Source organism: Pseudomonas sp. B40(2017) (genome assembly GCF_002112855.1).
Classification (GTDB): domain Bacteria; phylum Pseudomonadota; class Gammaproteobacteria; order Pseudomonadales; family Pseudomonadaceae; genus Aquipseudomonas; species Aquipseudomonas pharyngis.
The window spans coordinates 623,972-639,037 of record NZ_NEIT01000002.1 but is presented as its reverse complement, the minus strand read 5'-3'; the positions used below and the strand labels follow the sequence as shown (position 1 = coordinate 639,037).

General features: G+C 63.1%; 11 protein-coding genes. 8 read left to right on the top strand and 3 right to left on the bottom strand.

Annotated elements, in window-relative coordinates:
- Positions 1-35: 35 nt before the first annotated feature.
- Positions 36-1,229, top strand: coding sequence for a DUF3142 domain-containing protein (locus tag CAF76_RS06540; RefSeq protein ID WP_085647132.1), 1,194 nt, complete (start codon positions 36-38; stop codon positions 1,227-1,229).
- Positions 1,216-3,354 carry a hypothetical protein gene (locus CAF76_RS06535; RefSeq protein WP_085647131.1) on the top strand — a complete coding sequence of 713 codons (2,139 nt, stop codon included), beginning with the start codon at positions 1,216-1,218 and terminating at the stop codon, positions 3,352-3,354. Before CAF76_RS06540 ends, CAF76_RS06535 begins: the two co-directional genes overlap by 14 nt.
- Here the strand turns inward: CAF76_RS06535 and CAF76_RS06530 are convergent.
- Positions 3,351-3,980 carry a LysE family translocator gene (locus tag CAF76_RS06530; protein ID WP_085647130.1) on the bottom strand — a complete coding sequence of 210 codons (630 nt, stop codon included), beginning with the start codon at positions 3,978-3,980 and terminating at the stop codon, positions 3,351-3,353. The genes CAF76_RS06535 and CAF76_RS06530 overlap by 4 nt on opposite strands.
- Positions 3,981-4,124: 144 nt before the next feature.
- On the opposite strand from CAF76_RS06530, the gene CAF76_RS06525 reads away from it, so the two are divergent.
- On the top strand, positions 4,125-4,598 hold the full coding sequence (locus tag CAF76_RS06525; protein ID WP_085647129.1) for an Lrp/AsnC family transcriptional regulator: 474 nt from the start codon (positions 4,125-4,127) through the stop codon (positions 4,596-4,598).
- Positions 4,599-4,635: 37 nt separating this feature from the next.
- Here CAF76_RS06525 and lpdA read toward each other — a convergent pair whose 3' ends face one another.
- Positions 4,636-6,036, bottom strand: coding sequence for a dihydrolipoyl dehydrogenase (gene lpdA / locus CAF76_RS06520; RefSeq protein ID WP_064600586.1), 1,401 nt, complete (start codon positions 6,034-6,036; stop codon positions 4,636-4,638).
- A 210-nt stretch (positions 6,037-6,246) separates the two neighbouring features.
- Between lpdA and hflK (CAF76_RS06515) the strand changes: the two genes are divergently transcribed.
- The 5 genes from hflK (CAF76_RS06515) to cfaB all read left to right on the top strand — a co-directional run bounded on the left by hflK (CAF76_RS06515) (position 6,247) and on the right by cfaB (position 13,560).
- Positions 6,247-8,193, top strand: a complete 1,947-nt coding sequence (gene hflK, locus CAF76_RS06515; protein WP_085647128.1) for a protease modulator HflK — start codon at positions 6,247-6,249, stop codon at positions 8,191-8,193.
- The gene (gene hflC, locus CAF76_RS06510; RefSeq protein WP_085647127.1) at positions 8,190-9,236 is read left to right on the top strand and encodes a protease modulator HflC; all 1,047 of its coding nucleotides are present in this window, start codon (positions 8,190-8,192) and stop codon (positions 9,234-9,236) included. Before hflK (CAF76_RS06515) ends, hflC begins: the two co-directional genes overlap by 4 nt.
- Positions 9,233-10,291: a protease modulator HflK gene (hflK, locus tag CAF76_RS06505; protein ID WP_064600576.1), complete on the top strand. Its 1,059-nt coding sequence runs from the start codon at positions 9,233-9,235 to the stop codon at positions 10,289-10,291. Before hflC ends, hflK (CAF76_RS06505) begins: the two co-directional genes overlap by 4 nt.
- The gene (locus tag CAF76_RS06500; RefSeq protein WP_085647126.1) at positions 10,288-12,195 is read left to right on the top strand and encodes a heavy metal translocating P-type ATPase; all 1,908 of its coding nucleotides are present in this window, start codon (positions 10,288-10,290) and stop codon (positions 12,193-12,195) included. The genes hflK (CAF76_RS06505) and CAF76_RS06500 overlap by 4 nt, the downstream gene beginning before the upstream one ends.
- Positions 12,196-12,372: 177 nt before the next feature.
- Positions 12,373-13,560, top strand: coding sequence for a C17 cyclopropane fatty acid synthase CfaB (cfaB, locus tag CAF76_RS06495; protein ID WP_085647125.1), 1,188 nt, complete (start codon positions 12,373-12,375; stop codon positions 13,558-13,560).
- A 2-nt stretch (positions 13,561-13,562) separates the two neighbouring features.
- Here cfaB and cls read toward each other — a convergent pair whose 3' ends face one another.
- Positions 13,563-15,002, bottom strand: a complete 1,440-nt coding sequence (cls, locus tag CAF76_RS06490) for a cardiolipin synthase (RefSeq protein ID WP_085647124.1) — start codon at positions 15,000-15,002, stop codon at positions 13,563-13,565.
- Between the last annotated feature and the right edge of the window lie 64 nt (positions 15,003-15,066).

Here is a 15,066-nt window from a genome sequence, read left to right as displayed (position 1 = left end):
ACCTTGCAGCCTGATGTCTCAGGGATCTGCAAGGTATGCGCTTTATCATCGGGTGGTCCGCCCTGGTGGCTGTGTTGTTGCTGTGTGCTTGTGAGCGACAGGACGCAGTGCCACTCGATCAGCAACTTTACGTCTGGCAACGGCAATGGACGCCGGCCCATGAGCTTGCCCTGAATGACAGTCGCAACGACTTTTCGACGTTGCGGGTCTTGGCGTTGCAGGCGTTCCCGAATGCCGGATGGAGTCGGGCACGCGTCGATTCTGCGTTGCTGAGACGCGATGCCCGGCCGTTGATCGCGGTGATTCGCCTCGACGGCCAGCTCAAGGCGCTCGACCCGCAAGCGGTCACGGCGCAGATCCTCCAAGTGCTTGCTGACTGGCAAGGTCAGGGACTTACCCTGGCCGGGATCGAGATCGACCATGACGCCGGCAATGCCCGCCTGCCTGCTTACATCGGATTCCTTGCTCACTTGCGTACGGCATTGCCGGCCAATCTGCCCCTGAGCATCACTGCGTTACCTGCCTGGCTCGACAGTCCGCAATTGCCGGCGTTGCTGGCGACCGTCGACAGCAGTGTGTTGCAGGTGCATGCCGTCAGCGATCCGCGTCGCGGTCTGTTCGACTCCGAACAGGCGCGGCGCTGGGCCAAGGCCTGGGGGCGAGTGACCGACAAACCGTTTTATCTGGCGCTGCCGGCCTATGGCGTGGCGCTGTTGGCGGATGTCGATGGCGCTCCGGTGGTGGAAAGCGAAGTACCGCTCGAACGGGGTGGCCAGCGCCGCGAATTGCTTGCCGATCCACAACAACTGAGCCGGCTGGCAAATGAGTTACGCGAGGATCGACCGGCGCATCTGGCCGGCCTGATCTGGTTTCGTCTGCCGTTGGCTAACGACCGCCGAGCCTGGAGCCTGAGCACGCTGCGTGCGGTCGCCCGAGGCGATGCGTTGAGCAGCCATCTCGGCGTGGTGTTTACCGAACAGAATGGCCTGCAAGACATTGCCCTGCGTAACGTCGGTAACCTCGACAGCGCCTGGCCCGCCCGCATCACCGTCAAGGCCCGGGGCTGCGAAGGCGCTGACGCGCTCGCCGGTTATGCGTTGCAACAGACGGCGGATCTGCTTACCTTCACCCGCCTGCGCGACGGCCGATTGCCGGCAGGCGGGCAGCGTGCGATCGGTTGGGCACGTTGCGCAAATATTGATCAAGGAGGTTCGCATGTTGACCCGTAACTGGCCCCGCCATCTGCTTTGCCTGAGCCTCAGCCTGCCGCTGGGCTCGGCGCTGGCCTGTGGCCCGGACTTCCCGATGCGCCTGCTCGACGATCGCGGGCAATCGCTGGCGCAAATGCCGGAGGGCAACTTCAGGTTCGAGATCAGTCGCCTCGGCAAAACCATCGCCGGGCTGAAGAACGTCACCGCCGCCACCCACAATCCGGATGACATCTACGCCGAGACGCCAGAGCCCGCCGAGGTGCGCGACAAGGCCGAGCAGATCGGCCTGACCCCTGAACAGCAAACGCTGGTCAAACGCCTGCGCAGCCTGACCGACGCGCGTCAGGTCGACGTGCAGGGCGCGAGCCTGCCGGCGGAACTGCGCCTGTATGTGGCGGGCGCCGTGGCGTTCGGCGCCGGTGACCATCAATTGGCGGTCGAGTATTTCCGCCAGTTGCTGGCGCTGCCGGCCGATCAGCGTGGGTTGCGCAGCACCTGGGCCGCGTATTCGCTGGGCCGGGCGTTCTTTGCCATGAGCAGCGAAGCGGGCGATGCGCTCGAAGCCTTGGAAAACGCCATCGACGCCTTCCGTCAGACGCGGCAGCTGAGCATCGACGGTTTCAGCGATCCGCTGGAACTCGGCGTGGCCAGCCTTGGCGAAGAGGCGCGGGCGCTGCGCATGGCGGGTGACTGGAACAACGCCATCAAGCTCTATGCCGCGCAGAACCTGCACGGCTCGAACGTCGGTTACACCTCGCTGAAGCAGTTGATGAACGAACTGGCCGAGGAGCCCGAAGATCGGCTGGCGAAATTGCTGCGCGGCGAAGCGGTGCAGCAACTGGTGACCGCCTCGCTGATTAGCCGCATTGGCTGGTCGTTCGGCGATGAACCGCCGAACGAGAAGAAGCTGGTCAAAGCGCTGCAAGCGAGTACCCGAGGCAGCCTCGACAACGCTGATCGCCTGGCGGCGATGAATTATCAGCAAGGCGATTACGCCAGCGCCAAGGCGTTCCTCGAACACGCGGGCGACAGCGGTCTGGCGTGGTGGCTGCGGGCAAAACTGGCGGTGCGCGATGGCGATCGGAACGCAGCGGCTGCGGCCTATGCGAAAGCTGCGCAAGCGTTCCCGCAGGAGGAGTCCTGGGGCGAGCGGCGTACCGCCGACTGGAATCTCGAAACCGTGCAGCCCAAATGCCGGGTCGAGGGCGAGAGCGCGATCCTTGCGCTGCAACGTGGCGAGTACCTGCAAGCCTTCGACCAGTTGTATCGCAGCCAGCACCTTTACTGGTTCGACGCTGCGACCGTGGCTGAGCGAGTGCTGACGGTCGAGGAGCTGAAAAACTATGTCGATACCAACGTGCCGGCACCGCCCGCGCTGAGCCAGCAGGATCGCGACAATTACGTGCCGCTGCCGGTGGCCGCCAGCCTGCGCAATCTGCTGGGGCGGCGGTTGTTGCGTGAGGGGCACTACGAAGAAGCGGTCGGTTATTTCGACAATGCCGATCTGCAGAACAAGGCCCGGCTCTATGGCGAGCAACGCCTGAAGGCCGACTCAGCGTGGTGGCCGACCAAACGTGCCAGCGCACTGTTCAATGCTGCGTGGACAGCCCGTGAGTGGGGCATGGACATCCTGGGCTACGAAATGGCCCCGGATTACGCGACCTTCGGCGGCAACTACAGCCTGGAAAACACCGAGCTGAAAGTCGGGCCGCTGGTCAGCGAGGCCGAAGTGCAACGTCAGAAGGCCAGTGAAGCGCAACCGGATGAGCGTTATCACTATCGTTTTGTCGCCACGGCGCTGGCCAGCCGTGCGGCAGACAATCTGCCGCACACCAGCCAGGCGTTCGCCGCTGTGTTGTGTTCGGCGGCGGGCTGGAACAGCAGCCTGGAAGAGCAGAGTGCGTTGTACAAACGCTATGTCGATGAAGGGCCGTACGTCCCGTGGGCCGTGGATTTCGGCCATCAATGCCCTTATCCGGATTTTGAAAACGCTGACAAGCGCTACGTCACTCAGGTGACCGATTCGGTGCGTTCGACACTGCGGCCGTACAAGTGGCCGGTGCAGATCGGAGCGATCGTGGCCTTCAGCGCTGTGGCGTTGCTGCTGATCACTCGCCGCCGGCGCAAGGCCCGCAAAGCCTAAGCCTGCTGGGCGAACGTCAGGCGCACGGCGAAGCCGATCAACAGGCTGCCGAACAGCCACTGCTGCACCCGCTGGGCCGTCGGGCTGTGTTTCAGCCAGCGGCCCAGCGCGGCGCCGGTCAGGGCGTAAGCGCTGTCGAACAGCAGACCTGCGCCCACCAGCATCGCACCGAGCACGGCGAATTGGGTCAGCACCGGTGCGCCATTTGCCACGATGAACTGCGGCAGCAGCACCGAACAGAACAGCAACGCTTTCGGATTGAGCAGATTGGTCAGCAGGCCGCGACGGATGGCCGCGTACCACTGCGCATGACTGTCCGTCACGGTGCCGGCGTTCAGATCCGGCAACAGCGTGGTGCGCAGGCATTGAATGCCGATCCACAGCAAATACGCCGCCCCGGCGATCCGCACAGCATCGAACGTCCACGGCGCCGCCTTGAAGAGCGCCGCCAGCCCCAACGCCGCGAGCGCTACATGACAGCCTCGGGCGATGGCCAGACCCACCGCCGTGGCCAGCGCTGCGCCGCGCCCCTGACGAGCGCCGGTCTGCAACAGCAGGATCATGTCCGGGCCGGGCAACAGAAAGACCACTGCCAGCGCCAGGAAAAACAGCCAGAGACTTGCCATGTCGCACCCCTTTCGTTGTCGATTCAGTCGCCTCAGTCTAGGGCCGAAGGGCAGGGCAGGTGGTTGCGTAGTCAGCTTCTAAAGGCCTCTGGATTGGCATAATCTGCGCTCTTTCACCGCGAAAACCATCAGGATCTGCCAACCATGAAACTGGATGCCTTCGACCGCAAGATTCTTGCCGCACTGCAACGGGACGGACGCCTGAGCAACGTACAACTGGCCGACGAAATCGGCCTGTCGGCATCGCCGTGCCTGCGCCGGGTGCGGATGCTCGAAGAGGCCGGGGTGATTCGCGGATATCAGGCCAATCTGGACCGTGATGAAGTGGGGTTGGGGCTGACGGTGTTTGTCGGGGTCAAGGTCGAGCGGCACAACGATGAACAGGCCGAGGCGTTTCACCAGGCGGTGACGGCGTTGCCGGAGGTGATTTCGGCATTTCTGGTGTCCGGGGAATCGGACTTTCTGCTGCAAGTGGTGGTGCCGGATCTGCGCGCCTACGACCGCTTTCTCACCGGTTGCCTGTTGAAGCTGCCGGGGGTGAGCGATATCCGCAGCAATTTTGCGATCCACACGGTGAAAACGCCCGGCGCATTGCCGCTGGGGCATCTGCCGTCCTGATACTTCCCGCATTGCGCGGGAAGTATTCGCACAGTGCTTACATCTGCGTCGCCATCCCTTCGACATTCATTGCCGCCTGACGCAACGCTTCGGAGCGGGTTGGATGCGGGTGACAGGTCAGCGCGATGTCTTCGGCCGAGGCGCTGAATTCCATGGCCACGCAGAACTCGCCGATCATTTCGCTGACGCTCGGGCCGACCAGGTGCACGCCGAGGACTTCGTCGGTGCGTTCATCGGCGATGACTTTGGCAAAGCCTTCGGTCTCGTGATTGATCTTCGCCCGGCTGTTGGCGGTGAACGGGAATTTGCCGACCTTGTACGCCCGGCCTTCGGCCTTCAGTTGCTCTTCGGTCTTGCCGACGCTGGCCAGCTCCGGCCGTGTGTAGATCACGTTGGGAATCAGCTCGTAATTGACCTCACCGGCCTTGCCGACGATCTGTTCGATGCAGGCCATGGCTTCGTCTTCAGCCTTGTGCGCGAGCATCGGCCCCGAGGTCACGTCACCGATCACCCACACACCGGGCGCTTCGGTGCGATGCTGTTTGTTGGCGAGCATGCCGCGTTTGTCGGTGCTCAGGCCGACGTTTTCCAGGCCCAGGCCCTGGGTGTACGGGCGACGACCAATGGCCACCAGCACGTAATCGGCTTCGAGGATTTCCGCGCTGCCGCCAGCGGCGGGTTCGACGCTGAGCTGTACGCCAGTGGCCGAGGAGGTGGCGCTGGTCACTTTCGAGCTCAGCTTGAAGCTGATGCCTTGTTTGCTCAGCGAGCGTTGCAGGGTCTTGCCGGCTTCGCCGTCGACACCGGGGCAGATGCGGTCGAGGTATTCCACCACCGTCACCTGCGCGCCGAGTCGGCGCCAGACCGAGCCGAGTTCGAGGCCGATCACGCCCGCACCGATTACCACCAGATGCTTGGGCACTTCGCTCAAGGACAGCGCGCCGGTGGAGTCGAGGATGCGCTTGTTGTCGATCTCCACGCCGGGCAGGGGAGTAGGCTCGGAGCCGGTGGCGATGACGATGTCCTTGGCCGTCAGCTCGATCCGGCTGCCCTGATCGCCGGTCACGCTGACTTTTCCGGGGCCGTCGATATGGCCCCAGCCCTTGATCCAGTCGACCTTGTTCTTGCGAAACAGGAATTCGATGCCTTTGGTCAGGCCGCTCACGCTTTCGTCTTTCTGTTTCATCATTTGCGCAAGGTTGAGCGTGGGTTTGACTTCGATACCGAGGTTGGCGAACTCCGTTCCCAGCGCCGCTTCGTACAGCTCGGACGCATGCAAAAGCGCCTTGGACGGCATGCAGCCGACGTTCAGGCAGGTGCCACCCAGCGTGGCGCGACCCTCGACGCACGCGGCCTTGAGGCCCAGCTGGCCGGCGCGGATCGCTGCGTTATAACCGCCGGGACCACCGCCCAGAATCACCACGTCATAGTTGCTCATGCTCTTACTCCTGGCTGAAGGATGCGGATCGGTAAAAGTAGTTCGTGCTAAAAATTACGAACGTAATATGTGCGTTTCCAGACATTTCGGTCAAGGCTTCAGGCAAGCGACAGGTTGCCCATCTTTGAATGATGCAAATGAGTACAAATATTTCACGACTTTCGTTATATCGTAACGATATGTGCAGTGAGCCAAAGAGTTTGGGGGGATATGCAAGTCGATCTGGATGAAGGCACGCCGGTGACCGGGTTGCCGCGCTTTCAGCAAGCGGCAACGCAGGGCCGGCGTTTGCGTCGCCTGGCGATCGGTCTGGGTGCATTGGCCGGGGCAGGGTGGGTGCTGGCATTTTTTGTCGGGCTGTTTGCGCCGCAATCGCTGTGGCCCGCGCTGCTGGTCAATCAAAGCGCGGCGTTGCTGGTGCTGGTGGCGGGGCTGCAATCGGCGTGGTGGGTGACGCAATGGCGGGCGCGGGTGATCAATCCCGTGGTGCCGGTGACGGCTGCTGAAGAACCTGCGCCGGAGGGCTGGTACGAGCGGCTGCTGGATCGGATGAGCCAGCGCAGTCTGCATCTGCTCGGGCAGATCGGCGCGGCAACGTTGTGGCTCGGCGGGTGGTCGTTGCTGGTGCTGCTGAGCCTCGAGCAGACGTGGAATCTGACGCTGCCGGCGGCGGGTGTGGGGTTGTCCGCCACGGTCGGTGCGGCTATCGCGTTGCTTTTGGCGTTCGGTCTGCTGGTGCTGGAGCGACAGCTGGCCCAGGAAAATCCGGCGCAATGGCCCGAGGCCGGAGCGCTGGCGCAGCTGACACGCGTGGCAATCATCAGTTTGGTGCTGGGCGCGTTGTGCCTGTTGTTCGCCAGTGACAGTGCAATCTGGCCGGTGCGTCTGGCGGTATTGATCGGCATTTTGCCGGGGCTGGTTGCCCTGGAGTTGCTGTTGCGTGCGCTGCTGTCGCTGTTCAGCCCGCGCCGCGAACAACTCGAACCGGTGCTGCTGGCGCGCAGTTTTGTCGCTGATCTGCTGCGTTGGCCGCCACAACCGTTGCTTGCGTTGCAGCACGAATTGCACAACCGCTTCGGCATCGATCTGCGTCAGATCTGGGCCTTTGGTTACATGCGCCGGGCGTTCTTGCCGGTGTTGGTGCTGGTGGCAACGCTGGGCTGGTTGCTCACCGGCCTTCACGAAATTCCGATGCAAAGCCGTGGGATTTACGAGCGTTTCGGCAAACCGGTGCAGGTGTTCGGGCCGGGGCTGCATGCGGGTTTGCCCTGGCCCTTGGGGCGTGTACTGAGTGTTGAAAACGGCGTGGTCCATGAATTGGCGACCAGCGTTGGCGAGAACCCGGCACCCGTGCAATTGGATCCGGCAGAGGGCCCGGCGCCATTCACCGCGAACCGTTTGTGGGACGCCAGCCACGTCAATGACAAGTCTCAGGTTATCGCCAGCAGCCGTGGCGATCAGCAGAGCTTTCAGATCGTCAACATGGACGTGCGCTTCGTCTATCGCATCGGCCTGAGCGATCAAGCCGCACTGGCCGCCACCTACAACAGCGCCGATGTGCCGACGCTGATCCGCAGCACCGCCAGCCGGATTCTGGTGCATGACTTTGCCTCGCGTACCCTCGACGGATTGCTTGGCGAGGACAGGATCGGGCTCGCCGAAGAAATCGGCCGTGCCGTGCAAAGCGATCTGCAGAAACTCGACAGCGGCGTGGAAATTCTCGCCACGGTGGTCGAAGCGATACACCCGCCGGCAGGGGCGGCCAATGCCTATCACAGCGTGCAAGCGGCGCAGATCGGCGCTCAGGCGTTGATCTCCCGCGAGCGCGGCGCTGCCGCCGAAGCGAGTAACCAGGCGCAGTTGCAGGCCAGCCTCGCTCGGGATCAGGCCAGTGCCAATGCCCATGAAATCAATGCCACCGCCCGGGCGGCAGATCTGAAGTTCAGCGCCGAACAAAAGGCCTACGCCAGCGCCGGCCAGGCCTTCGTGCTGGAGCAATACCTCAGCCAACTCAGCCAGGGTTTGAGCAAAGCCAAACTGTTGGTACTCGACCATCGCCTGGGCGGCAGCAGTAACGCACCGACCATCGACCTGCGTACGTTCACGCTGCCGGCAGATCCGGCGCGCACCACCGCTCAGCCAGGAGCCACCCATTGAGCCAGTCGCACACTCACGATCACCATGACCACAGCGGCCACGATCATGCTCATGGCGGCGGTCATCACCATCACGGGCATCATCACCATCACCACGGTGCGCCGGAAGAGGCGGGGCCTTTTCCGTGGAAACGTATGGGCTGGGCAGCGTTGCTGGTGGCGTTCGCCATCGCGGCGGCGAGCCTGGTGCAAGTGCGCTCCGGTGAAGCCACGGTCATCACCCGGTTCGGCAATCCGTCCCGCGTGTTACTGGAACCGGGGCTGAGCTGGCGCTGGCCGGCACCGTTCGAAGCGGCGATTCCGGTGGATCTGCGTTTGCGCACGACCTCCAGCGGCTTGCAGGATGTCGGCACCCGCGACGGTTTGCGCATCATCGTTCAGGCGTACGTGGCTTGGCAGGTGCAGGGCGATCCCGACAACGTGCAGCGTTTCATGCGCGCTGTGCAGAACCAGCCGGACGAAGCGGCGCGGCAGATCCGGACGTTTGTCGGCTCGGCACTGGAAACCACGGCCAGCAGTTTCGATCTGGCCAATCTGGTGAATACCGATGCGAGTCAGGTTCGCATCGCCGATTTCGAAGCGCAGTTGCGCCAGCAAATTGATCAGCAACTGCTCGCCACTTATGGCGTGCGGGTGGTGCAGGTGGGTATCGAACGGCTGACATTGCCATCGGTGACCCTCACTGCAACGGTTGACCGGATGCGTGCCGAGCGTGAAACCATCGCCACCGAGCGCACGGCCATCGGCAAGCGAGAGGCAGCGCAAATTCGCTCCGCCGCCGAACGCGATGCGCGAATCGTGCAAGCCGATGCCACGGTGAAAGCTGCCGATATCGAAGCCCAATCGCGGGTGGAAGCGGCGCAGATTTACGGGCGTGCTTACGCCGGCTCACCGCAGCTGTACAACTTGCTGCGCTCGCTGGACACCCTTGGCACCATCGTTTCGCCAGACACCAAACTGATCCTGCGCACCGACGCCGCGCCGTTCCGGGTGTTGGTCGACGGTCCGCCGAATCTCGACAACAAAAGCGGATCGCAGCCATGAATGAAGTTCCACGTGGAACACATTCGCTGAACAGTCCGTGGATTCAAGCGGGACGTCTGGCGTTTTTCGCGCTGTATGCGGTAACCGTGCTCGCGGCATTGGCTTGGGCATTTTCCAATGTCCGGCAGATCGACCCGCAAAATCGAGCGGTGGTTTTGCATTTCGGAGCGCTGGATCGCATTCAGAATGCCGGGTTGTTGTTGGCCTGGCCGCAGCCGTTTGAACAGGTGGTTTTGTTGCCGGCGGCGGATCGGGTGATCGAGCGCAGGGTGGAAAACTTGCTGCGCAGCGATCAGGCCCTGCAGGCGGATCGCGTGGCAACCTTCGCCACGCCGCTGAGCGACGCGCTGGCCGGCTCCGGTTATTTGCTCACCGGTGATGCGGGTGTGGTGCAGCTGGATGTGCGGGTGTTCTACAAGGTCACGGATCCCTATGACTTCGTACTGCAGGGCGAACATGTGCTACCGGCGCTGGATCGATTGGTGACGCGCAGCGCGGTGGCGCTGACGGCCGCGCGGGACTTGGACACGATTCTGGTGGCGCGGCCGGAGTTGATCGGCGCTGACAATCAGGCGGCCGAACGTCGCGAACGGTTGCGCGGTGATCTGGTGCAAGGCATCAACCGACGTCTCGCCGAGTTGAAGGCGAGCGGTCAGGGCATCGGCATCGAAGTGGCGCGGGTCGATGTGCAATCGAGCCTGCCGGAGCCGGCAGTGAGCGCGTTTAACGCGGTCCTCACCGCCAGCCAGCAAGCCGACAAAGCGGTCGCCAATGCCCGCACCGAAGCCGAGAAACTCACCCAGTCCGCCAACGAGCAAGCCGACCGCACGCTGCAAGTCGCCCACGCCCAGGCCGGTGAGCGCCTGGCCAAAGCCTCCGCCGACACGGCGACGGTATTGAGCCTGGCCAAGGCGCAACAGCAGGGCACGGACCCGCAAATGCTCTTGCGTCTGTACCGCGAGCGGATGCCGAAGATTCTCGGTCAGGCCGGTTCGGTCACCACGGTCGATCCGAAAGACGATTCACGCCTGATCATTCAGGGAGCCAGTAAATGACTGCCACCACCACCGCACCGAGCCTGTTGTCCTCGGCCGAACAACGCCGCGCCGCCCGCCAGTTGACCTTGGCGATGCTCGCCCTCGGCTTGCTCGGTCTGGGGCTGATCTGGCGCTGGTTAATGCCGGAACAGACGGGCGTCAGTCAGTTGCTGCTCGGATTCGCTTCTTTATTAGTCGCGGTGCCGGTGATGCGTTCGGCGTGGTTCAGCCTGCGTTATCCGAGCCTGCACGGCATCACCGACCAGTTGATCGCCCTGGCGATGATCGGGGCCTGGGCCACGGGCGATCTGCTCACGGCGGCGCTGTTGCCGATCATCATGATCTTCGGCCACGTGCTGGAAGAACGCAGTGTGATCGGTTCCCAGGAAGCGATTCATGCCCTCGGCCAATTGACCCGCAGCCACGCGCGCAAGGTGCAGGCGGACGGCTCGATCATCGAAGTCGACAACGGCACGCTCAAGGCCGGCGACAAAGTCGAAGTGCGCGCCGGGGATCGAGTGCCGGCGGACGGTCGGGTTTTGTCCGGCCAGGCCAGCCTCGACACAGCGTCGATCACCGGTGAGTCGGTGCCGGTGGAAGCGGGTGCCGGCATGGCGGTGTTCGGCGGCGCGATCAACCTCGACGGGCTGCTGCGAATCGAAGTGACCCGTACCGGGGATGAATCCACCCTCGGCAAGGTCATCGCGCTGATGCAGAACGCCGAACGCTCCAAGCCACCGATCACCCGGTTGCTCGAACGTTATGCCGGCAGCTACATGGTGCTGGTGTTGCTGCTCGCGGCGGTGACCTGGTTTATCACCAACGATGCGCAGGCGATGCTCGCGGTGCTGGTGGCGGCATGCCCATGCGCGCTGGTGTTGTCGGCGCCGGCCACGGCGATTGCCGGGGTGGCGGTGGCGGCGCGGCACGGGATTCTGATCCGCAGTTCTGCGTTCCTTGAGGAGCTGGCCGATCTCACTTCGCTGGTGGTCGACAAGACCGGCACCCTGACTTACGGCACGCTGCGCTTACAGTCGATCAACAGCCCGCGAGCTGATCACGGGTCGGTGATGGCGCTGGCTGCAAGCCTGGGTGCGGCTAGCAGCCATCCGGTCAGCCGCGCGCTGGCCGGACTGGTCAGCGCAGAAGAGGCGCTGGTGCTGACCGATATTCATGAGCGGCAGGGGCTGGGCGTAGTGGCCAAAACCGCGCAAGGCGAGGCCGCACTCGGGCGTCCGGAGCTGTTTGCGCAGTTGGGCATCCCGACCACGGCGATCCCCGAACACGACGGCCCGATTGCCGGACTGGCGCTGAACGGCGAATTCCTTGCCTGGCTGTTGCTGGCCGACACCGTCAAACCGGAAGCGCGATTTGCGCTGAGTGAACTGCGTGACCTCGGGCTGGGGCGGCAATTGCTGTTGACCGGCGACCGGCAAAGCGTCGCGCAGACACTGGCCAAGGATGTCGGCCTGCACGAAGTCGAAGCCCAGGCGTTGCCCGAAGACAAACTCAACCGAGTGCTCAAGGAAATCGACAACGGCTTCCGGCCGATGGTGGTCGGCGACGGGATCAACGATTCGCTGGCGCTGAAGGCGGGTGTCGTGGGTGTGGCGATGGGCGCGGGCGGCGCGGATATTGCGCTGGCATCCGCCGATATCGTGCTGATCGGCAGCGACCTGCGTCGGCTCGGCACCTGTGTGCGCCTGAGCCGCCAGTGCCGACGGACCTTGCAGGTGAACGTGATCATCGGCCTGGGCTGGACGCTGGCCATCGTGGTTTTCGCCGCCTTCGGCTGGCTCGGTGCGGCGGGGGCGATGATCGCCGCGTTGCTGCACAACCTGAGCACGCTGTTGGTGCTGGGCAACGCCGGACGCCTGCTGCGATTTCAGGAGCCACTGCTGAAGCTGAAAGCGCCGGACTGATCATTTTTCGAACTGTGCGCCGGTCTCGCAGTCATTTGAGAAGGCGCACTGAACCAGGGATGACAGCGCGGTGGCAGCCTCTGTGGCTGATAGTCGGCGACTATCAAATCGATAGCCTGCTAATTTTCAAGGATGGTCTACCCTCAGATCAGACGTCTGAAACCAGGGGGATATTCCATGCTCGCGCAACTTCCACCGGCCTTACAGAATCTGCAGCTTCCGCTACGCCTGCGACTCTGGGACGGCCATGAATTCAATCTGGGCCCGGCGCCCAGTGTCACCATCGTGGTCAAGGACCCGTTGATGGTGTCCCAGTTGACCCATCCAAGTCTCGATGCGCTGGGGGCGGCGTTCGTCGAGGGCAAACTCGAACTGGAGGGCTCGATCAGCGAGGTCATCCGGGTGTGCGATGAGTTGAGCACGGCGCTGCTCGACGATGACGAAGACAGTCAGCCGGTGCGCACCGTGCATGACAAGGAAACCGACGCCAAAGCCATTTCCTATCACTACGACCTTTCCAACGCGTTCTACCAGCTGTGGCTGGACAGCGACATGGCGTATTCCTGCGCGTATTTCGAAACCGGCAGCGAATCCCTGGAGCAAGCCCAGCAAGCCAAGTTCCGGCACCTGTGCCGCAAGCTGCGCCTGCAGCCCGGCGACTATCTGTTGGACGTCGGTTGCGGTTGGGGCGGACTGGCGCGTTATGCCGCCCGAGAGTTCGGCGCCAAGGTCTTCGGTATCACCCTGAGCAAAGAGCAACTGGCGCTGGCCCGTGAGCGGGTCAAAGCTGAAGGTCTTGAAGACCAGATCGAACTGCAACTGCTTGACTACCGCGATCTGCCCCAGGATGGGCGCTTCGACAAAGTGGTCAGCGTCGGCATGTTCGAGCACGTCGGCCACGCCAACCTCGCCGAATACTGCAAAACCCTGTTCGGCGCGGTGAAAGAGGGCGGTCTGGTGATGAACCACGGCATCACCGCCAAGCACACCGATGGCCGCCCTGTGGGGCGCGGCGCCGGGGATTTCATCGAGAAATATGTGTTCCCCAACGGCGAGCTGCCGCACCTAGCGATGATCTCGGCCGAGATCAGCGAAGCGGGTCTGGAGATCGTCGACGTCGAGAGTCTGCGCCTGCACTACGCGCGCACCCTGGACCACTGGAGCGAACGGCTGGAGGACAACCTTGAAGCCGCCGCGAAACTGGTGCCGGACCAGGCGCTGCGTATCTGGCGTCTGTACCTGGCGGGCTGCGCTTATGCGTTCGCTCGCGGCTGGATCAACCTGCACCAGATCCTCGCCGTGAAGGCCCATGCCGACGGCAGCCATGAACTGCCGTGGACGAGGGACGACATCTACAACCCTTGAACCTAGAGAATCGGTGAAATCAGCCGGGCGATCCGCATACCGACCTGTTGCAGGCGGTGGATCTCCCGGCTTTCTTCTTTGGCGACTTCGTAGGCCTGGGCGAAATCATCGTTGAGCATCTGTTCCACGCTCGCGGCGAATTCGCTGTCGACGGTCAGCAGCATGACCTCGAAATTCAGCCGGAACGAGCGGTTGTCCAGGTTGGCGCTGCCGATGGCGCTGATCTCGCTGTCGATCAACACCACTTTCTGATGCAGGAAACCCGGTTCGTAGCGGAATACCCGCACGCCGGCGCGCACCGCTTCGAACGCATACAGGCTGGAGGCGGCGTAGACGATGCGATGGTCGGGGCGCGAAGGCAGCAACAGGCGCACGTCGACCCCGCGCAATACGGCGAGGCGCAATGCTGCGAATACGGCTTCGTCGGGAATGAAGTAAGGGCTGGTGATCCACACGCGCTCGGCGGCGGCGTGGATGGCTTCGACGAAGAACAGCGAGCAGGTTTCGTAGGCATCCGCCGGGCCGCTGGCGAGCAGTTGGCAAAGCACGCCGTCATCCGGGTAAGCGTCCGGCAGGATCAGCGGCGGCAATGACCGCGCGGCCCAGAACCAGTCTTCGGCAAATGACTCCTGCATGCACGCCACCACCGGGCCGCGCACCTGGACGTGAGTGTCGCGCCACGGCGCCAGCGGTGGTTTTTCACCCATGTATTCGTCGCCGACGTTGTGGCCGCCGACAAATCCGATCAGCCCGTCGACCACCACGATCTTGCGGTGGTTGCGGAAATTCACCTGGAACCGATTGAGCCAGCCGCTGCGGGTGGCGAACGCCTTGACCTCGACGCCGCCATCGCGCAGCGCCTGCACATAGCTGTGGGGCAGGGCGTGGCTGCCGATGCGGTCGTAGAGCAAATGAATCACCACGCCTTCGGCGGCTTTCTTCAGCAACAGGTCACGCAAACGCTGGCCGAGGCGATCGTCGTGAATGATGAAAAACTGGATCAGTACGGCTTTCCGCGCTTGGTCGATTGCGTGGAAAATCGCCTCGAAGGTCGCCGCGCCATTGATCAGCAATCGCACTTCATTGTTGGCCAGGCATGGCATGCGCCCCAGCTTCGGCATTGCGCGCAACGAGTCGTAAGCATTCGAGGCGCGGGCGGTCAGGGCTTCTTCCACCCAGGGCCGCCAGTTGAGCTCGGAAATCGCCAGGCGCATTTGTTCGTTGGCCTGACGGCGGGCCTTGATGTAGCCATCGAAGGTGCTGCGGCCGAACACCAGATAAGGAATGAGGGTGAGGTAGGGAATGAAGATCAGCGACAGCGCCCAGGCGATCGAGCCTTGGGCGGTGCGGACGGTCAACACGGCATGGATCGCGGCGATCGAGCCGAGGGTGTGTATCAGGGCGATCAGGTAACCGAAAATGTGCGGTCCGAAATAATCCATGGGGCAACCTTGCTCCTGAAGATTCAATGCTTAACAGACCATGTTCCATGGCGATTGTCGCTAT